This is a genomic window from Flavobacteriales bacterium, from assembly GCA_016699575.1.
In the GTDB taxonomy this organism is placed as follows: Bacteria; Bacteroidota; Bacteroidia; order Flavobacteriales_F; family PHOS-HE28; genus PHOS-HE28.
Window position 1 is genome coordinate 1,180,134 of the sequence record CP064979.1, and the last position, 26,701, is coordinate 1,206,834.

The window sequence follows — 26,701 nt, forward strand, 5'->3', positions numbered from 1 at the left end:
GTCAGCTCTTCCCCGCCATCAACTTCACAAGGTCCACCAAGCGATTGCTGTAGCCCCATTCGTTGTCGTACCAACCCACCACCTTCACGTGGCCACCCACTACGCTGGTGAGGCCCGCATCGAAAATGCAGCTGTGCGGATCGCCGACGATGTCGATGCTCACGATCGGGTCCTCGGTGTAACGGAGGATGTTCCTCCACCGGCCCTCGGCCAACTGCTTGAAGTGCGCGTTGATTGCCTCCACGCTCACGGGCTTGCGGACCAGACAGGTGATGTCGGTGAGCGACCCGTCCGGAACCGGGACACGGATGCCGCAGCCGCCCATTCTTCCTTCGAGGTGGGGGAACACACGCGTGATGGCCTTTGCCGCGCCTGTGGTCGTGGGGACGATGCTCACCGCAGCTGCTCGCGCCCGTCGCAGGTCCTCGTGCGGTGCATCGTGCAAACGCTGATCGCCGGTGTAGCTGTGAACAGTGGTCACATAGCCGCTCTCGATGCCGCAGAGTTCATCCAGCGCTTGGATCATGGGCGCGGCGTTGTTCGTGGTGCAGCTCGCGTTGCTTATCACGCGCTCTGTCCCCGTTAAGGAATGCTCGTTCACGCCCAGCACCACAGTGGGCGTGTCATCGCTGGCGGGAGCGCTAAGGATCACGCGGCCTGCACCGGCATCCAGATGCGCCTGAGCCTTGTCCGCTGAGCGGAACCGCCCCGTTGCTTCAATGACGAAATCGATGCCCAGGGCCTTCCACGGAAGTCGGGCGGGATCGGCCTCGGAGCAAGCCCTGATGCGCTTGCCCCCCAGCACCAAGTGCTGCTCATCGTGCTCAACAGTGCCTTTGAAGACACCGTGCACGCTATCGTATTTGAACAGGTGCGCAAGCGTGCGGTTGTCCGTGATGTCGTTGATCGCGACGAGTTCAATGTCGTTCCGCTCCAACAGGATACGGGTGGTCATACGGCCGATGCGGCCGAATCCGTTGATCGCTACGCGGGGTGCTGCCATGGGTTGCTCAGATGACTTGTCGCGGGTGCAAAGGACTGAAAAGAAGAAGCCCCTTCCGCAACAACGGAAGGGGCTTCCACAGGGATCACAACGCTCAGCGGTTCACCACCAAACGACCAGTGCGTGAGGACCCGTCGATGCGGACATCAACAACATAAGTGCCGTTGCGCAGGTCGCCCACGTTGATGTTCATGCGCTGCTTGCCCGGGGCCAGGCGCTGCTGAGGTACCGTGCGCACAACACGACCGTTCAGATCGTAAACCGTGGCAACCACCTGGCTCGTAGCACGCACTTCGAAGGCCACGGTCGCTATGTCACTTGCCGGGTTGGGGAACACCAGCAGGTTGCTGGCCGCATTGGCCGAGCTCTGTCCGGCTGTCGGCGGCACCACGCCCAAGAGCGTCTCGCTCTTGAAGAAGCCGCGACCGTGCGTGGCCAAGTAAACCACACCCGGGTTCTCCACGAAATCAGCTCCCATCGGATGGGTTTGCCAGTTCCAGGTCTGCTGTCGCACTTGGAAGGTGGGCACCAGTTCCATGCCCGCGTTCTCAAAGGCCCAGTTGTCTCCGCCATCCTCGCTCACCATCACACCGAACTCGGTGCCCACCACGAAGAGGTCCGCGGAGGACGAATGGATGATGCCGTCGTAAACGGGCATACCGACCAGATCGGCCGGGATGTTGTTCCAGACGTTGATGGTGGTAGGCGCGGGTTGGTAAGCGTCCGTGCTGAGACGCACCTTGGAGGTGCCCCCGTATTCTCCTAGCGTGATCAGCAGGCGGTTGTTGTCGTTCGGGTCGGCACACAAACCGGTAATGGCCGCGCTGCCGTTATACACTTGGATGGGTGCCGACAACACACGGGTAGCGCTCGCTACATCGGCTGCCGCACTATCGTAGGCTTGGTCAAAGCCCTGCACCTTGTACACGTCACCCTCGCTGGTGCCCCAGAACAGGATATCTCCGTTGGCGCTCCACTCCAGCACGTTCACGTTGCCGCTGGCATTGGCCGCAACTTTCCACCATTCAACGTTGCCCGCGAAGCTCGTGGCATCGCGCGTTACCCAAATGCCGTCCGTGCCGGAAAAACCGACAGCGAACAAGGACTCCACACGGTCAGGTAGCTGAATGAGGTAGTTCACGGTATCACCTATCTGGTAAACCGTGTTGGCGGTCGTTCCGTCCGGGAAACCATCCAGCGACCAAGTGGTTGCGGGCAGCGGCACGGCCGGCATCTTCTTGCTGAAGATCTGCGGGAACGGATCACCCAGGGTGTCACCAACAGTGAAGTCATTGTCTTCCACGATCCACTCAACCGCGAAGAGGCCGGAGTCCGGGCTATTGAGGTCATTAGCATCCTCGAAGAGACGCATGTTGGTGTAGAAATCGCCCAAACCGTTCCCGGTGATATCACCGGGCTCGCCCAAAGCCAAGATGCGGGAATTGTAGAAGTCCCCGAACACCCCACCAGCGTTGTTGCTGCGGAATACAGCACCAGCGTAAATGGAGGCCATCATGACGTTCGGGTCCAACTGGCTGATCTCACAATCGAAACCATCACCGCCGCTCACTTCAATGGCGCGGCGCGGGTCGTTCGCTGCAGCGAACGAGATGTACTGGGTGCCGTTGTCCTGTGTTCCGCCCATGACACGGCCTTTCGGGTCATGCGTTCCGCTGTAGAACTGCGTGACGTTGTAGTCCTTGTTGGAAGCGAGCCAAGCGAAGTTCCCACCAGAGCCGAACGACTTGTATACACCACCATCGCAACCGACGTAGAGCGTGGTTCCATCCGGCGACCAGGTCAGTTCATGCACATCGGCATGAACGCATACGAAGCAGCCCGGGAAATCCTGGGCGATGGCCACTTGCTCCGGTTGGGCGTTCAGGGCGGTTTTCCACAGCGAAACGCCACCCACGAAGATCTCCTCCTTGTTCTGCGGGTTAACCGTGATCACGATGTCGTAGTTCCCCTGGGTGTTGTCCCCGAAAATGTCCAGCGCCGGTGCGTCGGTACCGCTGGGCCAGATCTGATCCCAAACCTGACCTCCATCCGTGCTGTAGAAACCACCACGCATTGCACCACCGCCTGTGGCGATAAGCGCATACATGTAGTTCACGTCCTGTGGGCTGATGGCGAATTCGACCCGCCCGATCCCGCTGGTCGGCAGGCCATCGTTGGCCGCGATCTGGTCAAATGAGTTTCCGCCGTTGACACTTACCCAGTTCTGTGTGCCGGTCCTGAGAAGGATGCCGACATCACCGCTTTCATCTTTCACGACCTCCAGTGACTGGCAGAAGCTCGAAGAAGTGATCCCGGGAACCGTCGAAAACGTATTGGCCGACTCATCGTAGATCCGGGGCCCGTTGTTGGTCGCCACCCACAGTTTGTTCGCATCGTTCGGATCAGCAATGATCTTGTTCGTGATGGCCCAATCAGCGCCACCGTTCCAGTTGGTCGGCGGACCAGTGACCAGTTCGAAGCTTGCGCCACCGTCGTTCGAACGGTAGATACCGTGGCCGATGAAACCACTGCCGCCGCTTCCACCTGCGCCTTCCGCACTGTTGCCCGTGGCCACGTAGATCTTGCCGCTGTTCGTCACCGCAATGGAGCTGATGATGAGGCTCTCGCTCAACCCGCTCACACGCTGCCATGTGTTGGCGGCGTCCTCGCTTTTCCAAAGGCCACCGCTCACACCACCGGCCCACACCGTGTTCGGTGCGTCGGGATGGATGCAGATGGTGCGCGTACGACCACCCACATTGTTCGGCCCGATATTATCCCACTGGAAGCCGACCGCCTTCGCCTGCATAGCTGCGTATTGACGAGCGGCAGCGTACGCTTTGATGTAGTCTTCGGCCTCCACCTGGCCGGTCACGGAGTTCTTCCGGATCATTGCCAAGTACTCCTGCATGCCTTTGGCGCTGGCGGCCGGGTCCTTGGCTGACCGGGCTTCATAGGCCGTTTGCCCGCTGTTCACCCACGATGTGAGCGCAACAGCTGAAACAGTGGAGATGCCTAGTATGAGGGGTAACGTCCGTTTCATGGTCTGGAAGGTCTTCGATGCGGGTCGAAAGTAGGGTTGGCGGAGCAGGGGCCTTCAATCCCCGGGGCCGATCCGAAGCTGGCCCTATACAGGTCCGAGGCCACGGGTTGTCCCGGTTTGAAGGCGTGCAATATATCAGAGGACGTGTTTCTCGGCGTGGTAGCTGCTGCGCACCAGCGGGCCGCTCTCCACGAACCGGAATCCCATGCTCTTGCCAAGCTCCTCATAGCGCTTGAACCGGTCGGGGTGAACGAACTCCTGGACACCCAGATGGGCCTTTGTCGGTTGCAAGTATTGCCCCAGGGTAACCACGTCCACGCCCACGGAGCGCAGGTCCTCCATGGCTTCCACCACCTCTTGGTCCGTTTCGCCCAAACCGAGCATGATCCCGCTCTTGGTGCGCAATCCGGCGCGCTTGCTGCGCATGAGCACCTCCAGACTGCGATCGTACTTGGCCTGCACGCGCACTTTTCGGGTGAGCCGCCGCACTGTCTCGATGTTGTGGCTCAGCACATCGGGCTGGGCATCCAGCACCACCTGAAGGTTCTCCCACTTCCCTTGGAAGTCAGGGATGAGCGTCTCGAACTTGGTGGCCGGGCAGCGACGGCGGATGGCCCGGATGGTGCGTGCCCAGATATCGGCACCACCATCGGCGAGGTCATCGCGGTCCACGCTGGTGATGACACAATGCTTCACCCCCATCAGCTCAACGCTGCGGGCCACGCGGGCCGGCTCGAAGGGATCCACCGCTTCGGGGCGGCCGGTGGCCACGGAACAGAAGCCGCAGGACCGGGTACAGGTGTTGCCGAGGATCATGAACGTGGCCGTGCCGGCACCCCAGCACTCACCCATGTTGGGGCAGTTGCCGCTCTGGCAGATCGTGTGGAGCTTGTGCTCCCCAACGATGTCGCGCACCTTCCGGTAGTTCTCACCGGTGGGCAGTTTCACACGAAGCCAGTCGGGCTTCTTGGCCCGTGGCTCGGCAACCGGCACATGCTCGCTCATCGGATCGTCTTCTTACCGAACTGCAGCGAGGCGAAAAGCGTGATGAAGAACCGCTTGTTGTGCACATCGCCTTTCTCCGCCATCAGCGGCATCGGCTCAGCATAGGCATCAAGCGCGGCGCCGCATTCAATGGCCTTGATGGATACACCCGGGCTGGCATACTCGAAGTTGAACCCTGCCCTACCGAAGCCGCCAAAGTAGAACCGGCTCTCCTCCAAGCCACGGAACCAACTGGCCCGGCCATAGATGTTGTCCACGAAGTGCTTGTCCGGGTCGTACTGCTCAACCACAATGCTCTCGTACGGGACGTTCGTAGTGCCGATCTGCAGGTACACCGGCTTGATGAGCGCGATGCTCGGCCCAATGGCCCAGAACCAGTTCACTTCCACACCTCCCCGGCGCACCTTATCGCTGACCTGTTGCTTGCGACCGTAGGTAGGCCTGATGGCCACCATGTGGTTGATCTTCCCGTAGTAGTAACCGCGCGAGTCTTCGTAGTACGGATTGAAGCTCTTCACCTCCTTGGGATGCTTCATGCTCACGATCTCGATGCCCAAGGTGCGGCGCGTCTTGGCCGTGCGGTACTTGCCGTGCGTGAAATTCAAGCCCCAGCCATCGCTGTGGATGATGGCCCCGAAGCTGATCTCCTTGCTGTAGAGCGTCCGTTGGTCATCGAAACTGGTTTGCTGCGCCAGCAAACCTGAATGCACCGCGCAGATCAGCGCGACCAACAGTGACCATTGCAACCTATCCATGAGAGGACGCCAAAGCTAAGCAGCCTGTGAACGCAGGTGTTGAGCACCTTCGCACGCGGCGGCGGCATCAAGCAACCGCCATCCTTGGAATGGACACCGCGAAAGTGAAATACCTCGGCGACCTGCGCTGCGAGGCCGTGCATGTGCGCAGCGGGCAACGGATAGTGACGGATGCGCCGCCGGACAACCAAGGCCGTGGCGAAGCCTTCAGCCCGAGCGACCTGACGAGCACCTCGTTGGCTTGTTGTATGCTCACGATCATGGGCATTGCCGCCCGCGACCGCGGCTGGGACCTTTCGGGGATGGAGGCACGGGTCGTTAAGCACATGGCCAGCGACCCCAGGCGGATCGCCAAAGTGGAAGTGCACTTCAGCTTGGACGGGAGCCAACTGGACGCCAAGGCACGCACCATCCTGGAGCGGGCAGCCCACACGTGCCCGGTAGCCCTCAGCCTGCGCGAGGACCTTGTGCAAGAGATCGTCTTTGACTGGCAGGGACGACCGTAAACGCGAATGCCCCGGAGTGCCGGGGCATCATCGCGCTGGGGAGCAGCGGTTAGGCGCGTTCGGTGGGAACCTTGTGCACCTTGCCGTAGGCAGGGCAGCTCTGGTGCTTGTTGCAGCTTGTGAGCAACGCAGCGCCTGCTACGATCAGTGCTAGTACGAAGAGCGTCTTTTTCATCGTTCGTCGGTTCGTGCCGAGTGGATCTTCCTTCACTGCCGCTCCGGCTGCGGCCAAAATTATGCCTTCAACCATGCGCGCCCCGAAAAGGTTTCAACAAAGGGTTGGTGCATCTTTCGGGTCTGTGCGACAACCGCAGCCATGACCGATAACGCCCCGAAGACGCCGGATATTGGACCTGGGTGGTCCGAGCGGCTCGCACCGGCCATGGCAACCCCTTCGTTCATCGGGCTGAAGGAGTTCCTCGTGGGCGAGCGGGAGCGGTTCGCCGTCTACCCCAAGGGCAAGGACATCTTCAACGCTTTCCGCAGCACGGGTTTCGATGATGTGAAGGTGGTGATCCTCGGCCAGGATCCCTACCACGGACCGGGGCAGGCCCACGGACTTTGTTTTTCGGTCCCGGACGGAATACCACCCCCACCCTCCTTGGAGAACATCTTCAAGGAACTGGAACGCGACCTTGGCAAGGCAAAGCCAGCCAATGGCGATCTGACCACTTGGGCAACGCAAGGCGCGCTCCTGCTCAATGCCACACTGACGGTTCGGGCACACTCGGCAGGATCGCACCAAGGCAAGGGCTGGGAGCCCTTCACAGACGAAGCCATCCGACTGCTCAGCACTGAGCGCGAGGGTCTGGTCTTCATGCTCTGGGGCAGGTTCGCACAGGACAAAGCCGCGCTGATCGACGCGGACAAGCACTACATCCTGAAGGCACCTCACCCTTCACCCCTATCGGCACACCGCGGGTTCATCGGTTGCGGGCACTTCAGCACCGCCAACTCCATTCTTGAAGGTCAGGGGAAAACGCCCATAGCATGGTGACGCGACATTGGTGGTTGATCGCGTTGATGGCCATTGGGCCATGGGTCGGTGCGTCCGCGCAGCGCGCTGTTGTGCAGTTCGAGGCCGATGCACCGTTACCGAAACGGTTCGACACCACGATCGAACTGAAGGACGGATGGGACATCGCGATGGCGAGACAGGCTGCGGTGAACGACCTCCTGCGGCGAGGCCACTTGGAAGCCACGGTGGACAGTTGCCGGGGCGATTCCATGAAGACCGTTTGCGCGCTGCACGTGGGACCGAAGTACCGCTGGGCGCGGCTCAGCGTGCGGCCGGGCGATGCAGCGCTGGCGGCCGAAGGCGGCTACCGGCAGCGCAACTACGATGTGGAGCCGATCACTCCGGCCTCTGTTGCCACCCTGCTCAATGGCATACTGGACCATTGCAGCAAGCATGGATACCCCTTCGCCAAAACCGGGCTCGATAGTCTTCGGCAGGAAGCCGAGGGGTTGAATGCGCGCCTTTGGGTGGACAAAGGCCGTAGCGTGAAGATCGATAGCGTGATCGTGAAGGGCACCGCCAAGACCAACATGCGCTACCTGTATGCGCACTTGGGCGTGCGACCGGGCGACCTCTACGATGAGACGGTGATCCGCAACCTCGAAACACGCATCCGGGAGCTGGCCTTCGTGCAACAGAAGCAACGGCCCTACGTGCAATTCACGCAAGAACATACCAAGCTCTACCTCTTCCTGGACACCCGCAGTGCCAGCAGCGCGAACGGTATCCTCGGTTTGCAACCCGATGCCGTGACCGGTAAAGTGGTGCTCACCGGCGACGTTGACCTGAAGCTGCGCAACGCATTGCGGCGAGGTGAAGCCATCGAACTCAACTGGCGCAAACTGCAGGATCGAACTCAGGACCTGAAGCTGCGCACCAACATCCCCTACCTGCTCAACACGCCCTTCGGCACCGATCTGTCCCTGCGCATATTCAGAAGGGACACCACTTTCCTTGAAGTGAACGCACGCGGTGCCGTTGAGTACCTGATGGTGCGCGGTGGCAAACTCGGCCTATTCATCAACAACAAAAGCAGCGAGCGATTGGGCAAGCTCAACATCGCCACGCCGGGCTTGGCCGATGTTGACCTGCTGAGCTACGGCATGAACCTGACGCACGAGCGGTTCGACTACCGCTTCAACCCACGGAAAGGGCATACCGTTTTCGCTGAGGGCAGCGTGGGCAACAAACGCAGCACGACTGCGCTGGCCACCGGCGGCGAGCAACCTCCAGTGCAGGAAAGCCTGCAGGGTGAATTGCTCGGCAACGGCGCTTGCCACGTTCCGCTCAAGAAGCGAGGCACGCTTCGCATTGCCGGACAAGGCGGCTGGATGCTGAACGACAACATCTTCAGCAACGAGCTTTTCCGGGTGGGCGGCCTGAAGACCATGCGGGGCGTGGACGAGGCCTCCATCTTCTGTTCGGCGTATGCTATCGGCACCGTTGAGTACCGCTTCCTGTTCGAGGAGAACGGCAACTTCTCCGCGTTCGTTGACCTCGGCTGGTGGGAGGATGACAGCCGAGAGCAGTACATCAACGACGATCCCATTGGCTTCGGCGTCGGTGCCAGTTTCGAAACGAAGGCAGGCATCTTCGGCATCACCTACGCGCTGGGGCAGCAGTTCGACAATCCCATCGATCTGCGCGAGAGCAAAGTGCACTTCGGGTTCACCACGCTGTTCTGAGCACCGGGCTACCTTTAGCCCTCCCCAATGGAAGCAGCATTGTTCCTGTTGATCGGGCTCGCAGCGGGCGGTGCACTCGTGTGGTTCCTTTTGCGCAGCAAGTCGCAGGGATTGGTGGAGCAGTTGCAGGCCAACCATGCCCGCGAGCTGGAAGAGCGGGAGCGGCGGATAGCGGAAACACGCGGCGACCTTCTTCAACGCGATGGCGACCTGCGCAGCGCCGAACAGCGTCTGGCAGCCGAACTGGCCAAGGCCGACGCACGGGAGGAGAAGTTGAAGGAGCAGGCCACCTACATCACGGAGCTGAACGAACGCATGAAGGGCGAGTTCAAGGTGATCGCCGCAGAGCTGCTCAAGGAAAAAGGCAAGGAGCTGAACGAGCGCCAGAAGGAATCGCTCGAAGGCGTACTGAACCCGTTGAAGGAGCGGATCAAAGACTTCGAAGAGCAGGTGCGCAAGGCATACGACGAGGAAGGCAAGCAGCGGTTCGCGCTGAAGGGCGAGGTGGAGAAACTGCTCCAACAGAACATGCGCCTCAGCCAAGACGCCGACAACCTGGCCAAAGCGTTGCGTGGGGACAACAAGACCCAGGGCGACTGGGGCGAGATGATCCTGGAACGCTTGCTCGAGAGCAGCGGATTGGTGGAAGGAGTAGAGTACACTCTGCAGACGAGCAGCACGCTCTCCGATGGCTCTCGGCTACGACCCGATGCCGTGGTGCACCTGCCAGGCGGCAAGCACATCATCATCGATTCGAAGGTTTCGCTGACGCATTACGAGCGCTTCGTCGCCAGCACCGACGACGCTGAACGTGATGGGCTGGCAAAGGCACATGCCGACAGCATGCGTGCGCACATGCGAGGACTTGCGGCGAAGGACTACCTCAAGCTCTACGGCACGGCCACGCCCGAATTCGTGTTCATGTTCGTGCCCATCGAGAGCGCCTTCAATCTGGCGCAACAAACAAGGCCCGAGCTGGTGCAGGAGGCCATCGAACAACGCATCTACATCGTAACGCACAGTACGTTGCTCGCCAGCCTGAAGCTCTTCCACAACATCTGGAAGAACGAACGCATTGCACAGAACCACCTGGAGATCGCCGAGCGTGCCGGCGCACTGTACGAAAAGTTCGTCGGCTTCACAGAGGACCTGGGCCGTATCGGCAAGAGCGTGAACGACGCCAAGGAGCAGTACGAGAAGGCTCTCGGCAAACTGAGCGAAGGTCCCGGCAACCTGGTGCGACAGGTCGAGATGCTGAAGAAGCTGGGCGCAAAGACCAATAAGAGCCTGCACGAGAAACTCGTTCAGCGCTCGCTCGAAGAGAACACCGAAGCATGAAGTCCCTAAGATCCCCTGTATTGAGGTCGCTGGGACGATCGGCGGTCCTGCTTCTGCCTTTGTTGCTGAGCATCGCCGCATGCCGCAGCACCCCGAAACGTGCAGCCACCCGCGACAACTTCAGCTGGCTCTATGGTCCCGACGCGAACCAGTTGCGCCTGGACGCGCGCGCATACCACGCAAGCGAGGAGCGCACCATGATCTACTTCAAGCTGCGCACCGGCGACCTGCTCTACAAGAGCGATGGCCAGGGAGGACCATACCGCAGCCATGTGCGCATCACCTACGCGGCTTACGCCGACCGTAAGTGCACACAGCTCATCGATAGCGCCGGAACCACCGTGCGCGACCAAGCCGGTCAGCCTGGGGAGGACAAGGACCTTATCGGCAGCATGGAACTGCGGCGCATTGCCTCCCGCAATTTCCACCTGCTGGTGACCGCCCGCGACATGCACCGAGAAACAGTGAGCAGTGTGCTCATCCCGATCGCGGCGGATGTGCCGGGCCATCGCCAGAACTTCATCATCGAAGACCCCGGCACCGGACTGCCTTGGTTCAGCGACCACCTGCCATCGCCGCGCCAGGTGCGCATCCGTTGCGAGCGCTATGCTGGTTCTACGCTCCTTGTGGAGCACATGGGAGCCATTGACAAGTTGCCATCGCCGGTGTTCGCTACCACAGCTGCACCGGCGGCCCCAACCGCCGATTCCACGTTCACCGTTGCGCTCGCGCAGGATGGCACCCTCCTGTTCAACGCCGACCGCAGCGGCACCTATCACTTCAAGTCGGCGGTGGACGGCCAAGCGGGCTACACACTTTTCGTTCTCGGCGATGCCTATCCGTACGTACGCACAGGCGCCGACATGCTGGTGCCCTTGCGTTACATCACCAGCATGCAGGAGCACGACAAGTTGCGCACAGCGCCAGACGTGCGCGCGGCCGTGGAGCGTTTCTGGACCGACGCGAACGGCAACCGCGACCGTGCGCGCGAAGCCATCGCGACCTTTTACGGCCGGGTGGAAAGCGCGAACCGCCATTTCACCTCCACCGCCGAAGGCTGGCGCACGGACCGCGGCTTGGTGCACATCATCTTCGGAAGGCCCAACAGCATCCAACTGGGCGAAAACGGGGAAACATGGACCTACGGCGAGGATGCCAACATGATGAGCCTGAGCTTCACGTTCACCAGGCGCAACAACCCTTGGTCCGACAACGACCTGGTGCTCGACCGCGACCCGGCGTTCAAGGGCGCTTGGTACCGCAATGTTGAGGCCTGGCGCAATGGGCGTGTGCGCAACAATTGAGGAAGAAAGATGCCCAGCGGCAAGTTCAGGGTGACAAAAAAGGAAGATGAAAGATGAACTCGTGGCCGGCATTCGGCCCGTGACCGAAGCCCTGACGGCCAACCGGAACATCGAGAAGCTGCTGGTCCGGCGGGACAGTGGGCACGCTGCCCTGAAGGAGATCAAGCAACTGGCACTGGAACGGGAGATCCCGTGGCAGCCGGTTCCCTTGGAGAAGTTAGACCGCATGACCCGCACTGAGCACCAAGGCGTCATTGCGCTGCTCAGCCCGGTGGAAGAACAGAACCTCGATGAGGTGATCGCGCGTGCGTACGAACACGGGCAGACCCCGTTGATCATTGCCTTGGACGGGGTAACGGACGTGCGCAACGTGGGTGCCGTGGCGCGCAGTGCCGAGTGTTTCGGTGCGCACGCTGTGCTGGTGCCCAAACAAGGCAGCGCCCGCTTGGGCAGCGATGCCGTGAAGAGCAGTGCAGGCGCGCTCTTGCGCATGCCGGTTTGCCGCGCCAACGAGCTTGTTACCGCCTTGAAGCGGGGCCGGGAGCACGGTCTACGCATTATAGCCTGCACGGAGAAGGGTACCGCACTGGTGGCTGAGGCTGACCTCAGTGGCCCCACGCTGCTGGTCATGGGTGCCGAGGATACTGGAGTGAGCCCCGCCGTGCTGCGCATGGCCGACGACCTTGTGCGCATACCCATGGTGGGCACCATCGGCTCACTGAACGTGAGCGTGGCTTGCGGGGTGGCGCTCTACGCAGTCCTCCAGCAACGGAAGACCTGAGCAAGGCTCGTCGAGGAAAGTCCTACCCTGGTCGATAACCTTTTGGGGGTTGGTCCGGTAGAAAGGCCGCTTTCGTGGGTGAACTCACCCCACCGGAGCCGGACCAATGAAGACCTGGACCCTCGATCTTATGACGGCGTACCGCCGCGTGCTGGTTGCGTGCTGCGCCCTGCTTTTGGCGGTCATGGGCATTGCCCAAGGCCCTGCCAACAGCAGTATCACCCTGAAGATCAAAGACCTGAGCAGCGAGGAGCGTGATGCCCTTGTGCGCCAGCTGGAAAAAGGCGGTGAGGCCCGAGTGGCCTTCGCCTGTGTTCCGGCGGGCATTCTCGTCCTGGAAGCCACTGCGCAAGGCCGCACCGTGGACAGTCTGCGCTTGCGGGCCATGCCCGGTCTACTGGCAAGCGTGTCACCTGCACGCATCACTGAAGAGCACATCGCCCTGAACGAAGCTGAGCAGCGCTGCTCCAATGCGCGCGCCAGCCGCTGAAGTCCCTGACGAGCCATGCGGAACACGACCCTCCGGAACCTGTTGCTGTCGATCCCGGCCGGCCTTCTCGGTCAAGCCGGTTTCGGTCAATTGAGCGTTGCCCCACAAACCGACCTGCAGCAGCTGGCCGAGGCCATCACCGGCCCGGGCGTGCAGATCAGCAACCCCACCATAACCTGCCACACAGAGGGATACGGTGAATTCACGTACACCGGCATTGGGCTCTCCGTTTCCAATGGGGTGATCCTAACCACGGGCCGCATGACGGATGCCCTGGGGCCGAACAACAACGGTGGATCGAACTGGTTCGCGCAGAACACGGCCGGCGATCCTCTGCTGGATGCGGTGACGGGCAGGACCACACGCGACGCGTGCAAATTCGAGTTCGACATCATTCCGAGCGGCGATTCGCTGCAGTTCGATTTCGTGTTCGCCAGCGAGGAATACAACGAGTGGGTAGGCTCGCAGTTCAATGACGTGTTCGGCTTCTTCATCAGCGGCCCGGGCATCGTAGGCGATCCCGGTGCCGGTGGACAGAAGAACATCGCCCTGGTGCCCGGCACGGCAACGCCAGTGACGATCAACAACGTGAACAACGGCAGCAACAGCGCCTTCTATCAGGACAATACCGGCGGCACATCGACGCAATACGACGGGTACACTGTGGGATTGTCTGCGAAGGCGATGGTTTCCGCCTGTGAAACCTATCACCTCCGCCTTGTCGTGGCGGATGCCACGGACCGCAAGTACGATTCCGGGGTGTTCATCGATCAGGTGAGCAGCCCGACGGTCACCATGTCCAGCTACACGCTGAACGGTAAGCCCGAGATGGTTGAAGGTTGCAATCCCGGCTGGGTCCGTTTCACCCGCACTCCGGTGACCAATCAACCATTGGTGCTGCAGTACTACCTTCAGGGAACGGCCATCAACGGAACGGATTACAGTGCCATCGCGCCGATCAATCCGTTGCTCCCGAAAACGATCACCATCCCTGCGAACCAGGCCTTCGTGGACCGCAACATTGACCCCGGTGCTGATGCGGTGAACGAGCCCGTTGAAACCGTGAAATTCATCCTGGGCAACCCGAATTGCCCCGGCCAGAACCTGGACTCGTTGGTCTTCAACATCCGGGACACCATCCTCGCCACCGTCACGCCGTTGAACGCCACCATTTGTGAAGGCGACTCCGTACAGTACACCATCTCCGGGGGAAGCACTTTCGAATGGACCCCAGCGGGATCGTTGGATGATGCAACAAGCGCAACACCTTGGGCATCGCCGACATCCACGACCATGTACACCGTTCAGATCAACGACGGTGTTTGCTCCCGAACGTACAACCGTTTGCTCCGCGTGAGCGAACTGGCCCTCAGCGCCGTGGTCACCAACCCGCTCTGCTTCGGCAACAGCAATGGCGCCATCAACTTGAGCCATGCAGGCGGCTACGCACCCTACACCTACAGTTGGACGGGTCCGGGCGGCTTCACCGCAAGCACACAGGACATCAGTGGTCTCGTTGCCGGCACTTACACGGTCACCGTGACGGATGCTGCATGCACACGCACGCAGAGCTTCAACCTCATTGCGCCGACAACGCTAGCGGCCACCCTTCAACCGGCCATTCTGGCGTTCGGGCAGAACATCGCCTGCTTCGGTGGGAACACCGGTAGCATTGATGCCACCGTAAGTGGTGGCACCGGCCCGTACACGATCGCATGGAACGGACCGGGCGGCTACACGAACAACGGAGCTGACATCAGCGGACTTTACGCCGGGGCATACACACTGAACGTTATCGACGCGAACGGCTGCACGGTCAGTGCCAACACAACGCTTACGCAAACCACCGCGATGGACGCGGACATCACTGCCACGAGCAGTGTCGTTTGCTTCGGTGATGGACAAGGCAGCGCATCGGTATCCGTCACGGGCGGGGTGCCTCCATATGCGTACGCCTGGAACAGCGCACCTGTTCAAAACACTTCTACAGCGACCGGCCTTCCTGCCAGCAATTACACCGTTACGGTAACGGATGGCTACGGCTGCAGCACAACGGCCAACACCACGGTGCTCGGCCCAACGCAAGCCCTGACCGCGCAGCTCAGCGCACAGACCAACGTGCTGTGCTTCGGGAACAGCACAGGCAGCGCCACCGCGAGCGCCAGCGGCGGCACCGCACCTTACGCGTACAGTTGGAACACGGTACCCGCGCAGAACACAGCCACTGCGAGCGGCCTTGCTGCGGGTACTTGGACCTGCACCGTTACCGATGTGAACGGGTGCATCACGAGCATCGATGCCACCATCACACAGCCTGCAAGCGCTGTTTCCGTTTCGCTCTTCGCACAAACCGACGTGCTGTGCTTCGGCAACAGCACCGGCAGCGCAACTGCAACAGCAGCCGGTGGTGTTGGTCCGTACAACTACACCTGGAACACTGTGCCTGTGCAGCACGGCGCCACGGCCATCAACCTCACCGCGGGCACTTACACCTGCACGGCGGCCGATGTGAACGGCTGCACGGGCACCGTGAACGTGACGATCGCTCAGCCTGCAGCAACACTCAGCGCGAGCATCACTGCGCAAACGAACGTTGGTTGCTTCGGCGCAAATACCGGATCAGCAACGATCAGCGTAGTCGGTGGCACTGCACCGTACACGTACAACTGGAACAGCGCACCGGCGCAGAACACCGCCACCCTTGGCAACGTTCCGGTCGGCACATATACGTGCACGGTAACGGATGCAAATGGCTGCACCACCACGCAGAACGCGACCATCACCCAACCCGCTGCAGCCCTAAGTGCCAGCGTGAGCGGTCAGATCAATGTGCTCTGCTTCGGCAACAACTCTGGCAGTGCAACGGTGAACGCCAGCAATGGCACGGGCCCCTACACCTATAGCTGGAACACGGTCCCCATCCAAACGAGCGCTACGGCGACCGGTCTCGCCGCCGGTAGTTACACCTGCACCATCACGGATGCCAACGGATGCGCCATCCAGCGCACCGCTGTCATCACGCAACCGGTCGCTGGCCTGAGCGCGGGCATTGCTTCGCAGGTGGATGTTGCCTGCTTCGGCAACAGCAGCGGCAGCGCAACGGTGAGCGCCAACGGTGGCACCGGAGCTTACTCCTACAGTTGGAACACCATCCCTGTGCAATCCGCGGCCACGGCCACCAACCTGCCCGTCGGCGCATGGACCTGCACGGTAACGGACGCGAACGGCTGCACCGCACAAGCAACTGCGAACATCGCACAACCGGCCACCGCCCTGGCTGCATCGCTCGATGCACAAACCAATGTCGGCTGCTTCGGTACCAGCACCGGAAGCGCAACGGTAAGCGCCTCGGGCGGAACTTCACCTTACAGCTATTCCTGGAACACGATCCCGGCACAGACCACGGCCAGTGCCAACGGCTTGGCGGCTGGTAACTACACCTGCACGGTAACCGATGCCAATGGTTGCACAACGGACCAAGGTGTGACGATCACACAGCCCGCCGCAGCGCTTTCAGCAACAGGAGCCGTGCTCCACGCCATCTGCAACGGAACGAACAACGGCAGTATCGACCTCACCATCAACGGTGGCACGGGTCCGTTCACCACCGCATGGACCGGTCCGAGCGGCTACTCCGCCGCCACTGCGGACATCACTGCGCTATTCGCCGGGGTTTACACGGTGCTGATCACCGATGCCAACGGTTGCACGTTCGTGCAGGCCTTTACCGTGACCGAGCCAGGGACGTTCACCGTTTCCGCAACTCCTGCGGTGTTCAACGGCAGCAACGTTTCTTGCACTGGAGGCAGCAACGGCAGCATTGCGATCAACGCCACTGGTGGCACGCCCAACTACACCTATGCGTGGACAGGGCCGAACGGCTTCAGTGCTGTCACCGAGGATATCAGCGGCCTTGCAGCTGGCACGTACGTGTTCATCCTTACGGACGCCAACGGTTGCCAAGCCGGCGAAACGGTTACGTTGACCGAGCCTGCCGCACTCGCCGGTTCCGCGACAAGTCCGGACATGGGCAACGGCTTCGAGATCACCTGCTTCGGCGGTGCCAATGGCAGTATCGACGCCAATGTGAGCGGTGGCACGGCGCCGTTCACTTATAGCTGGTCGGGCCCGGGAGCATTCAGCAGCAACGCGCAAGACATCAGTTCGCTGAGTGCAGGCACCTACAACCTCCAGATCACCGATGCCAATGGTTGCATGAGCAACACAGGCATCACCCTCGACGCACCGCCGCAACTGGTGCTGAACACTGACGGCCTCACCGATGTGTCCTGCAATGGTGGCAACGATGGCTCTGCCAGCGTGGTGGCCATCGGTGGAGTGCTCCCCCACTCGTTCGGCTGGAACACGGTCCCCGTACAGAACGGTCCGTCGGCTTCGGGTCTTGAAGCGGGGACATGGACCGTGACCCTGACAGACGCGAACAATTGCAGCACCACTCACAACGTAGTGGTATCCGAACCGGCCGCCGTATTGTCCGCGACCATCAGCAGCAGCATGGATGTGCTCTGCTTCGGCAACGCTACCGCGTCCGCCACGGCAAGCGCGAACGGCGGAACAGCTCCCTACACCTACAGCTGGAACACCAGCCCTCTGCAGAACACGGCCACCGCCAGCTCGCTTGGCGCAGGAACATGGACTTGCACCATCACCGATGTGAACGGTTGCACGACGACGGTGGACGTCACGATCGCGCAACCCGCCGCAGGTCTTTCCGCATCCATCAACGCACAACAGAACGTGAGCTGCTTCGGTGCCGCGAACGGTAGTGCCACCGCCATAGCCATTGGAGGCACGGGACCTTACACCTATTCATGGAACACGTTGCCGGTCCAGAACGGTGCTACGCTCAATAACGTGGGTCCAGGCACCTACACCGTGAACGTTGAAGATGCCAATGGCTGCACGACCACTGCGCAGGTGACCATCACTTCCCCCTCGGCTCCTGTTTCAGTGGGCCTGGTGAGCAGCGCGGACCAGACCTGTTTCGGTAGCGGCAACGGCCAGGCTACGGTGCTCGCCAGCGGTGGTACCTCTCCTTTCAGCTACGCGTGGAACACGGTACCCGTGCAGACGGGTGCGACAGCAGTTGGCCTTGGCACCGGCACATGGACAGCAACTGTAACCGATGCGAACGGCTGCACGGCACAACTGCCTGTGACCATCGGCGGGCCCAGCGCTCCGCTGGCACTGGCAGCGACGAGCATTGTTGACGTGCTCTGCTTCCAGGACAGCACAGGCGAAGCAACCGTGGCTGCCAGCGGCGGTACCGCACCATACACCTACACCTGGTTGACCGTCCCAGCAGTGAACGGTCCGACGCTGAGCAATGCCGTCGCAGGTACGTTCAGCGTGGTGGTGACCGACGCGAACGGTTGCACGGCCGGCACCAACGTCACCATTGCACAACCAGCGGCCGGTGTCAACGCCTACGTGGAGAGCTTCCAGAACGTAAGCTGCTTCGGCGGCAACGACGCCTATGCCACTGTGGAAGTCAGCGGCGGCAGCGGCAGCTACACCATCACATGGAACACGGTCCCGCAACAGCTCGGCGCCACAGCGACCGGCCTGAGCGCAGGCATCTACACCGTGACCATCACCGACAACAACGGTTGCGACACGCCGAAAGATCATCCGGTGGTCATCACCCAACCGGCTGCGTCGTTGGCCATCACGAGCACGGTAAGCACGTTCGGTGCGTTCAACGTTCAGTGCAACGGCGATGACAACGGCTGGATCGATGTGACCGTGACCGGCGGCACTGCGCCCTACAACTACATCTGGACCGACGACTTCGGCGGGACCACGGGCATTCAGGACCTGAGCAACCTCACGGCCGGCAACTACTACCTCACGGTAACGGATGCCAACGGCTGCGCTACCAGTTCGACCTGGACCCTAACGGAGCCTGCGCCGCTGACCAGTTCAGCGAACATCACCACGGCTGCTTGCCAAGGCAGCAGTGATGGTGCAGTTGACATCACCGTGGGCGGAGGAGCCCTCCCTTACACCTACAACTGGACGGGACCGAACGGCTTCACAGCCAACAGTCAGGACATCAACAACGTCGTGGCGGGTGTTTACCACCTGGTGATCACGGATGCGAACGGCTGCACTCTGGTGCAAGACCACGATGTGAACCAACCCGGCATGTTCACCTTGAGCGCTGTAGTGAGCAACTACAACGGCAATGGTGTCTCGTGCTCAACGGCGAGCAATGGCAGCATCGAGGCAACGCTGACCGGGGGCACGCTCCCCTATCTGTTCAACTGGAGCGGGCCGAACGGATTCAGTGCCACTACAGAGGACATCACCAACGTGCCTGCCGGGACCTACGCTTTGAACATCACCGATGGCAACGGGTGCGGCTCCTTCCAGAGCTGGACCATCACCGCACCTGCAGTGCTGAACGTTAGCGCAGTTGCTGCACAGATGAACGGCAGCAACGTGAGCTGCAATGGCGCCACGAACGGCAGCATCAATGCGACCATCACAGGCGGGACACCAGGCTACACCATCGCGTGGGCGGGCCCGAACGGCTACACCGCCAACACCGAGGACATCACCAACCTCGCTGCCGGCACGTACACCCTCTCCATCACGGACCTCAACGGTTGCACGGCTTCAACCAGTGTCATACTGACGCAGCCCACAACGTTGACGAACACGCTGACCACTTCCACCTACAACAGCGGCAATGCGATCGCATGCGATGGTGGCAGCAACGGAAGCATCGACTTGACGGTGGCCGGTGGTACCGCGCCTTACACCGTTTCCTGGACCGGTCCGAACGGATTCACCGCGAACACCGTTGATATCGGTGGCTTGCAGGCGGGCACCTATACCGCGACCATCACGGACGCCAACGGATGCACGTCTTCCGCCAGCGCTACGCTCACGGCCCCTGCACCCCTCGGGCTGAACAGCACGGTGAGCAGCTACATCGGCGGCAACGCAGTGTCCTGCAACAGCGCAACCGACGGTAGCATCAACATCACCGTGGTGGGCGGCGGCGGCAACAACACGTTCCAGTGGACGGGCAGCAACGCCTTCACCAGCACCAACGAGGATGTGAGCGGCCTTGGCGCCGGCACATTCCAAGTGCTTGTGACCGACCAGAACGGCTGCACTTCGAGCGCAAGCTTCACCCTTACGGCGCCAACACCGCTTGATGCCACCGCTGTGATCACCACCGCAGCTTGCCAAGGAGCCGACAACGGAGCAGTTGACGTTACCGCCGCCGGGGGTACCGCACCGTACACCTTCCTCTGGAGCGGGCCTGGTGCCTTCACCAGTAACAACGAAGACATCAGCAGCCTCTTCGCAGGCGTGTACACCGTGCTCGTTACCGATGCGAACGGTTGCACCTACAGCGAGAGCTTCGATGTGAACCAGCCGGGCCTGTTCACCATCTCGGCCAACGTAACCACCTACCCCGGCGGCTTCAATACGAGTTGTGCCGGTGCCGCCGATGGCTCCATCGATCTATCGGTCACGGGTGCCACGCCTCCCTACTTCTTCTTCTGGAGCGGGCCCAACGGCTTCAGCGCGATCACCGAGGACATTACCGGGCTCGCCAGCGGAAGCTACCAAGTGACCATCACGGACCAGAACGGCTGCAGCATCTTCCATGTGTACTCGATCACATCAGCCCAACCAGTGGGTCTGGGACTCGTCGCCACCACGTTCAGTGGCGGTGTGAACACCAGCTGCAACGGTGTCGCTGATGGCGGCATCGATGCGACGGCAACGGGCGGCGTGGCTCCGTACAACTTCTTCTGGAGCGGCCCCAATGGTTTCGTGGCCATTACCGAAGACGTGACCGGTCTTGAACCCGGCACCTACATCCTGCAAGTGACGGATGCGGTCGGCTGCAGCGCCACGGCAAGCGTCACCCTCACAGGGCCGACGCCCATGAACAACACTGTCACCACAAGCGTGTTCGGTGGTGGCAATGGCGTGAGCTGCAATGGCGTGAACGATGGCACCATCGATCTGACAGTGAGCGGCGGCACACTGCCATACATCATCCAGTGGACCGGACCGAACGGCTTCACCAGCAACAACGAAGACCTGACCGGCTTGGCAGGTGGCAGCTACGATGTGCTCATCACCGATGCGAACGGTTGCACGGCTATAGCGAGCGCTATGCTGGTGGAACCAGCGCCCATCAACATTGTACTGAACCCCTCGCTCTTCGGTGGCGGCTTCAACATCGCCTGCAACGGCGACACCAATGGCAGCATCACAGCAAGCACCAGCGGTGGTTCTGGCGGTTACACGTTCGCATGGAGCGGCCCGAACGGCTTCACCAGCAGCGACGGGAGCATCAGCGGCCTCGGGGCAGGAACCTACACACTCACCGCGACTGACATGAACGGTTGCACGGCCGCGAGCAGCATCACGCTCCAGGCCCCGCAGCCCCTGCAAACAGCCCAGCTGCTGAGCGATGTTGGCAACGGCTACCAGGTCAGCTGCGGCGGGGGCGATGGCAGTGTGGACCTCACCGTGAACGGCGGCACGGCACCCTACCAGTTCGATTGGACGGGCAGCAACGGGTTCGGTGCGCTCACCGAGGACATCGCCGGACTGAATGCTGGAACCTATAGCGTGAACGTGATCGATGCCAACGGATGTGTTGCGGGCAGCAGTGCAACCCTCACCGCGCCGGGGCTCTTGCAAGCAACACTTGCCATCACCGGCAGCGTGTGCGACGGAACGGATGACGGTGCCATCGATCTCGCTATCACGGGCGGCACAGCGCCGTACACGACCATTTGGAGCGGCCCCAACGGATTCGCAAGCAACAGCGAAGACATCAGTGCTTTGGCTGGCGGTTCCTACACCGTGAACGTGACCGATGCTGGTACGTGCAGCGGCCAGTGGAGCGCCACCATTGCCGCGTCGGCGGCCTACACGTTCGACCTCTACGTGAGCGATTACGGCAACTTCAACATCCCGTGCGCGGGTGACAGCACCGGTGTCATCGAAGTGGACGTGACCGGTGGTGCAGGCGCATTGGACATCGCTTGGACCGGCCCGAACGGTTTCACGGCGAACGGCATCACCGACTTCGCAGGCTTGTTGGCCGGCGACTACACCGTGACCGTCACCGACACGAACGGATGTGTGCTCGACAGCACCATTACGCTCACCGAACCCATCGCTCCGATCGGAGCATCACTCACGGCCGCCCTCTACCCAAGTGGCACCAACGTCAGTTGCAACGGAGCAAGCGACGGCAGCATCGACCTCACCGTGAGCGGCGGCACGGCCCCTTACATCTTCGATTGGCGCGGTCCCGACAGCGTGTTCTACTCGACCGAGGACATCAGCGGGCTCATCGCAGGCGATTACGAGATCGTGGTCACCGACACGAACCAGTGCTCGTTCACCACGACCATCACGCTCACTGAGCCTGACAGCGCCTTGGCATCGATCATCGTTCTCAGCCAGTTCGCAGGTGGTTACAGCACAAGCTGCAACGGCAACAGCGATGGCACAATCGGTGTGACGATCAGTGGTGGAAGCGGTGGCAACGTGTTCTCCTGGACCGGTCCAAATGGCTACACCAGCAACTTGGACAGCATCGGTGGTCTGGTTGCAGGCACCTATATGCTGACCGTCACTGATACCAACGGCTGCGTCCTGACGCAGAGCATCGACATCACCGCACCCGAACCGCTGGAACCCGTTCTGACACCCGCAGTGTTCCCCAGCGGAAGCAATACGAGCTGCGCTGGCCTGAACGACGGCAGCGTCGACGCGAGCGTGTTCGGCGGTGCGCCCAACTACAACCTCGCTTGGAGCGGCCCGAACGGGTTCTCCAGCAGCAGCGCAGTGATCAGCGGTCTTGAACCGGGCACCTATTGCCTGGTGGTGACCGACAGCAATGACTGCAGCGTGCAGGAGTGCGTGGACATCGTTGCCAACACCGCAATGATCACCAGCACCACCAGCACCGACGCCAACTGCGGCGCCAGCACGGGCGGTGTGGACCTGACCGTGAACGGCGGCGGCGCGCCGTACACCTTCAGCTGGGAAACCGGCGCAACTAGCGAGGATCTCAGCGGCGTGATTGCAGGCAACTACAGCGTGACCATCACCGATGCCAACGGTTGCCAATTGGTTGACAGCGCTATCGTGAATGGTTCAGCCGCCTTGACGGCCGAGGCAGTGACCACCAATGTCTTCTGCAATGGCGGTGACGATGGCAGCATCGACCTGTCCATTCTCACCGGCAGCGCGCCGTACGGCTTCGACTGGAGCAACGGCAGCACGGACGAGGACCCCAGCGGGCTGTCAGCCGATGACTACACCGTGACCATCACCGACGCCTACGGCTGCACTTGGACCGGCAGTTGGACGGTGGGTGAAACCACGGCCATCGGGGTGGACAGCACCGTGACCGTCCACGGCAACGGATACAATGTGAGCACCTACGGTGGAAGCGACGGCAGCATCGCGTTGGACGTGACCGGAGGAACCGGACCCTACACCTATGACTGGAGCAACGGTGCAACCTCAGCGACTGTGAACGGTTTGCCCGCAGGCACGTACAACGTCACCATTACAGACGCGAACGGCTGCTCCATCATGCTCTCATTCACACTCGACCAGCCGACAACGCTCGAGATGCCGACAGGCTTCAGCCCGAACGACGACGGCAGCAACGACGCCTACATCGTGCACGGCCTGGAAGGCTTCCCCAACAATCGAATGCTCGTGGTGAACCGCTGGGGCAACACGGTGTTCGACCAGCTCAACTACAGGAACGATTGGCGCGGTGAGAACCAGCAAGGTGAAGCGCTGCCCAACGGCACCTACTTCGTGATCATCACCATCAACGAGGGCGAACAAACCCTGCAGAACTATGTGGACCTCCGCCGCTGAACCAAGCACGGCGCGATCGTTCGCGCCCCAACAACGCAACATGAACCTCCTCCGCACCAGCATCCTCGGCGCCTCGCTCTGCGCGGCGGTCGTTGGCTTCGCACAGCAGGAAGTGATGGTGAGCCAGTACATGTTCAACGGGCTCTTCATCAACCCGGCTTATGCGGGCAGCCACACCTACGCCACCAGCAGCCTGCTGCACCGCGAACAATGGGTCGACGTGCCCGGGGCGCCACGCACAAGCATGCTCGCCTTCGATGCCCCGCTCTACAGCAATCGCATGGGCCTCGGGCTCTCCGTGGTACGCGATGAGATCGGGGTGAGCCGCGACATGGAGATCGCAGGGCACTACGCCTACCGCATCAAGCTCGGGGGCGGCAAGCTCGCTTTCGGTTTGAAAGCCGGTATGAGCCTTTACAGCGCACAGCTTGATCAACTGAACTATTGGGACGAGAACGATGCCGTCTTCGCGCAGAACGTGAACAACGCCATCGTCGGGAAGTTCGGCTTCGGCATGTACTACCACGACAAGGAACATTATGTGGGGGTCAGCGTTCCAACGCTCTTTGCCGCGGACAAATCCGTGCGCGTCGATGGCTCGCAGGTGCGGGAGAATTTCTTCACCAACCACTTCTACATCAATGCAGGCAAGGTCTTCCACTTGAACGAGGACTTCGACCTGAAACCATCGTTCCTTGTGAAATACGAGAAGTCGGCGCCGCTCGAAGCCGACATCAACTGCAACGTGCTGTACAAGGAACGCTTCTGGCTTGGCGCCGGGTACCGCACCGGCGATGCGATCGTCGGCATGGTCGAATACCAGATCACACCCCGCTTGCGGGCGGGCTACGCCTACGACTTCGCACTGAACAAACTCCGCACGTACACAAGCGGCTCGCATGAGCTGATGGTGGGCCTCGACTTCGGGAAGGAGACCATCAAGATCAAAACACCCCGCTACTTCTGATGAAGCACGCGACGCTCACCCCACTCCTGGCGCTGCTGGGCAGCGCACTGCTCGTCGGTTGCGCCGGCATCCGCCTCAACCAGGGCGAACAGGCGTACAACCGCATGGCCTACGACAAAGCATCGGCGAAGTATGCCTCGGTGCCAAAAGCCCTCATGGGCCGCGATGCCCGCCTGCATGCCGCCGAAGCCGCGCGATTGCGCGCAAGGGATATGGACGCCGCCGCTTGGTTCTCGAGCGCCGATAGTCTCGGCGCATTGAACGGACCGGACGCGATGCACTACGGCCAGGTCCTCATGCGGCTCGATCGCACTTCCGATGCAGCCGACCTCTTCGGGCGCATCCTTGCGGAAAACCCGGAAGACAGGACCGCGCAGGACCTCTACGCCTCGTGCCTCAGCACCAAGTCGTTCTTCAAGAACACCACACGGTTCACCATCAATGAGCTGGTCCTCCCGGGGATCCGCAATGTGTTCAGCGCGACACCCTACAAGCAAGGATTGCTCGTCGTGGGCGAACAGGACGCTCCATTGGCCACCACCAACCCGTGGAACGGGATGAGCTACCTCGACCTGTACTACAGCGAGAAGAAGACCATCGTCACCTGGCTGGAGGCACAACCGGTCCCCGGCAAAGTGAACGGCACCTACCATGAGGGCCCCGTGGCCATCAGTGCGGACGGGAAGACGATGTACTTCACGCGAAGCCACTACACCGACCGCAAACTCGCCAAGGACGAGGACGATGTCAGCCACTTGATGCTGTTCCGGGCAACATTGAACGGCGAAGCAGAATGGGACGATGTCCGCGCTTTCGCGTACAACGGGCTGGACTTTTCCACGGGCCATCCGGCGTTGAGCGCGGACGGACGGACCCTCTATTTCGCCAGCGACCGGCCAGGTGGTCACGGTGGCACAGACCTATGGATGAGCAGCGATAATGGCACCGGTTGGACCGAACCGGTGAACCTCGGCCCAACGGTGAACACACCCGGCAACGAGCTGTTCCCCACCATCAACGGGAACACGCTGTACTTCGCGAGCACGGCCCACGAGAACATGGGTGGTTTGGACATCTTCAGTACAACGCTGCAACATGAACGGTGGACCGAACCGGAGAATCTCGGCTATCCGATGAACACGGTGCACGACGATTTTGCCTTCGTCATGGAAGAGGGTGGCAATTCGGGCTATTTGTCCAGTGATCGCTCAGGGAACGACCGCATACACGCCTTCACGCTCAATGAGCGGATCTTCATGCTCGATGCCATCGTCATGGACAGCTCCGGTTTCCTGCCGCATGTTGAGGCCAAGTTGGTCAACGTGGAAACTTTGGAAGAGAACACCGCACTGACGGACAAGGACGGACGCGTCGCCTTCCCCCTTGCCGTGGAAAGCACTTATGACGTTACTGTACAGCGCGAAGGCTATCTGGCAGCCCGCAAACGGATCAGCACCAAGGGCCTTGCTATGAGCGATACGTTGGAGGCCAGGTTGAACCTTCTGGGCATCGAACTCAACAAGCCCATCGCCATCGAGAACATCTACTTCGACTACGACAAGTGGGACATCAGGCCCGATGCGGCCAAGGAACTTGACAAGCTTGTGGCGATCATCAAGGAGAACCCCGACCTGAACTTCGAACTGGGCTCGCACACAGATGCCCGCGGTGGCGATCTCTACAACCTGGTACTCAGCGATGCCCGAGCGAACAGTACGGTGGACTACCTGATCCGTAGCGGTGCCGACCCGGCGCGCATCAAGGCCCAAGGCTACGGCGAAGAGCGACTGGTGAACACCTGCGGCAATGGTGTCAAGTGCACGGAGGAGGCCCATCAGGCCAACCGCCGGACCGAATTCACCATCACCTATGTGAACATGGCCGGCAACTGAGGG

General features: G+C 61.1%; 14 protein-coding genes. 10 read left to right on the plus strand and 4 right to left on the minus strand.

The genetic code is table 11. From position 1 onward, the window contains the following. Position 1: 1 nt before the first annotated feature. From gap to IPJ76_04900, 4 genes are all read right to left on the minus strand, one after another. Complete coding sequence (gene gap, locus IPJ76_04885) at positions 2-1,003, minus strand: type I glyceraldehyde-3-phosphate dehydrogenase (GenBank protein ID QQR87564.1); 1,002 nt, start codon at positions 1,001-1,003, stop codon at positions 2-4. A 94-nt stretch (positions 1,004-1,097) separates the two neighbouring features. Further along, positions 1,098-4,046, minus strand: coding sequence for a T9SS type A sorting domain-containing protein (locus IPJ76_04890; protein ID QQR87565.1), 2,949 nt, complete (start codon positions 4,044-4,046; stop codon positions 1,098-1,100). A 135-nt stretch (positions 4,047-4,181) separates the two neighbouring features. Beyond that, entirely contained in the window at positions 4,182-5,051 is an 870-nt protein-coding gene (gene lipA, locus IPJ76_04895; protein QQR87566.1) for a lipoyl synthase, read from the minus strand. After that, on the minus strand, positions 5,048-5,806 hold the full coding sequence (locus IPJ76_04900; GenBank protein QQR87567.1) for a hypothetical protein: 759 nt from the start codon (positions 5,804-5,806) through the stop codon (positions 5,048-5,050). Before IPJ76_04900 ends, lipA begins: the two co-directional genes overlap by 4 nt. An 89-nt stretch (positions 5,807-5,895) precedes the next feature. On the opposite strand from IPJ76_04900, the gene IPJ76_04905 reads away from it, so the two are divergent. From IPJ76_04905 to IPJ76_04950, 10 genes are all read left to right on the plus strand, one after another. Next, on the plus strand, positions 5,896-6,312 hold the full coding sequence (locus tag IPJ76_04905; protein QQR87568.1) for an OsmC family protein: 417 nt from the start codon (positions 5,896-5,898) through the stop codon (positions 6,310-6,312). A 316-nt stretch (positions 6,313-6,628) separates the two neighbouring features. After that, positions 6,629-7,309: a uracil-DNA glycosylase gene (ung, locus tag IPJ76_04910; protein ID QQR87569.1), complete on the plus strand. Its 681-nt coding sequence runs from the start codon at positions 6,629-6,631 to the stop codon at positions 7,307-7,309. Further along, on the plus strand, positions 7,303-9,015 hold the full coding sequence (locus IPJ76_04915) for a BamA/TamA family outer membrane protein (GenBank protein QQR87570.1): 1,713 nt from the start codon (positions 7,303-7,305) through the stop codon (positions 9,013-9,015). The genes ung and IPJ76_04915 overlap by 7 nt, the downstream gene beginning before the upstream one ends. Before the next feature lie 27 nt (positions 9,016-9,042). After that, a complete protein-coding gene (gene rmuC, locus IPJ76_04920) occupies positions 9,043-10,353 on the plus strand; it encodes a DNA recombination protein RmuC (protein QQR87571.1) in 1,311 nt (436 codons plus the stop codon). Beyond that, positions 10,350-11,657 carry a GWxTD domain-containing protein gene (locus IPJ76_04925; GenBank protein ID QQR87572.1) on the plus strand — a complete coding sequence of 436 codons (1,308 nt, stop codon included), beginning with the start codon at positions 10,350-10,352 and terminating at the stop codon, positions 11,655-11,657. The genes rmuC and IPJ76_04925 overlap by 4 nt, the downstream gene beginning before the upstream one ends. A gap of 46 nt (positions 11,658-11,703) precedes the next feature. Next, positions 11,704-12,438, plus strand: a complete 735-nt coding sequence (gene rlmB, locus IPJ76_04930) for a 23S rRNA (guanosine(2251)-2'-O)-methyltransferase RlmB (protein QQR87573.1) — start codon at positions 11,704-11,706, stop codon at positions 12,436-12,438. A gap of 106 nt (positions 12,439-12,544) precedes the next feature. Further along, positions 12,545-12,928 carry a hypothetical protein gene (locus tag IPJ76_04935; GenBank protein QQR87574.1) on the plus strand — a complete coding sequence of 128 codons (384 nt, stop codon included), beginning with the start codon at positions 12,545-12,547 and terminating at the stop codon, positions 12,926-12,928. A 15-nt stretch (positions 12,929-12,943) separates the two neighbouring features. Beyond that, on the plus strand, positions 12,944-23,839 hold the full coding sequence (locus tag IPJ76_04940) for a choice-of-anchor L domain-containing protein (protein QQR87575.1): 10,896 nt from the start codon (positions 12,944-12,946) through the stop codon (positions 23,837-23,839). Positions 23,840-23,879: 40 nt separating this feature from the next. Continuing rightward, on the plus strand, positions 23,880-24,806 hold the full coding sequence (locus IPJ76_04945; protein QQR87576.1) for a type IX secretion system membrane protein PorP/SprF: 927 nt from the start codon (positions 23,880-23,882) through the stop codon (positions 24,804-24,806). Then, a complete protein-coding gene (locus IPJ76_04950) occupies positions 24,806-26,698 on the plus strand; it encodes an OmpA family protein (GenBank protein QQR87577.1) in 1,893 nt (630 codons plus the stop codon). Before IPJ76_04945 ends, IPJ76_04950 begins: the two co-directional genes overlap by 1 nt. Positions 26,699-26,701 lie beyond the last annotated feature (3 nt).

What these genes read in the sequence shown, in the direction of transcription:
- gap (QQR87564.1), bottom strand. Translation starts at nt 1,003, where the DNA reads ATGGCAGCACCCCGCGTAGCGATCAACGGATTCGGCCGCATCGGCCGT.
- IPJ76_04890 (QQR87565.1), bottom strand. Translation starts at nt 4,046, where the DNA reads ATGAAACGGACGTTACCCCTCATACTAGGCATCTCCACTGTTTCAGCT.
- lipA (QQR87566.1), bottom strand. Translation starts at nt 5,051, where the DNA reads ATGAGCGAGCATGTGCCGGTTGCCGAGCCACGGGCCAAGAAGCCCGAC.
- IPJ76_04900 (QQR87567.1), bottom strand. Translation starts at nt 5,806, where the DNA reads ATGGATAGGTTGCAATGGTCACTGTTGGTCGCGCTGATCTGCGCGGTG.
- IPJ76_04905 (QQR87568.1), top strand. Translation starts at nt 5,896, where the DNA reads ATGGACACCGCGAAAGTGAAATACCTCGGCGACCTGCGCTGCGAGGCC.
- ung (QQR87569.1), top strand. Translation starts at nt 6,629, where the DNA reads ATGACCGATAACGCCCCGAAGACGCCGGATATTGGACCTGGGTGGTCC.
- IPJ76_04915 (QQR87570.1), top strand. Translation starts at nt 7,303, where the DNA reads ATGGTGACGCGACATTGGTGGTTGATCGCGTTGATGGCCATTGGGCCA.
- rmuC (QQR87571.1), top strand. Translation starts at nt 9,043, where the DNA reads ATGGAAGCAGCATTGTTCCTGTTGATCGGGCTCGCAGCGGGCGGTGCA.
- IPJ76_04925 (QQR87572.1), top strand. Translation starts at nt 10,350, where the DNA reads ATGAAGTCCCTAAGATCCCCTGTATTGAGGTCGCTGGGACGATCGGCG.
- rlmB (QQR87573.1), top strand. Translation starts at nt 11,704, where the DNA reads ATGAAAGATGAACTCGTGGCCGGCATTCGGCCCGTGACCGAAGCCCTG.
- IPJ76_04935 (QQR87574.1), top strand. Translation starts at nt 12,545, where the DNA reads ATGAAGACCTGGACCCTCGATCTTATGACGGCGTACCGCCGCGTGCTG.
- IPJ76_04940 (QQR87575.1), top strand. Translation starts at nt 12,944, where the DNA reads ATGCGGAACACGACCCTCCGGAACCTGTTGCTGTCGATCCCGGCCGGC.
- IPJ76_04945 (QQR87576.1), top strand. Translation starts at nt 23,880, where the DNA reads ATGAACCTCCTCCGCACCAGCATCCTCGGCGCCTCGCTCTGCGCGGCG.
- IPJ76_04950 (QQR87577.1), top strand. Translation starts at nt 24,806, where the DNA reads ATGAAGCACGCGACGCTCACCCCACTCCTGGCGCTGCTGGGCAGCGCA.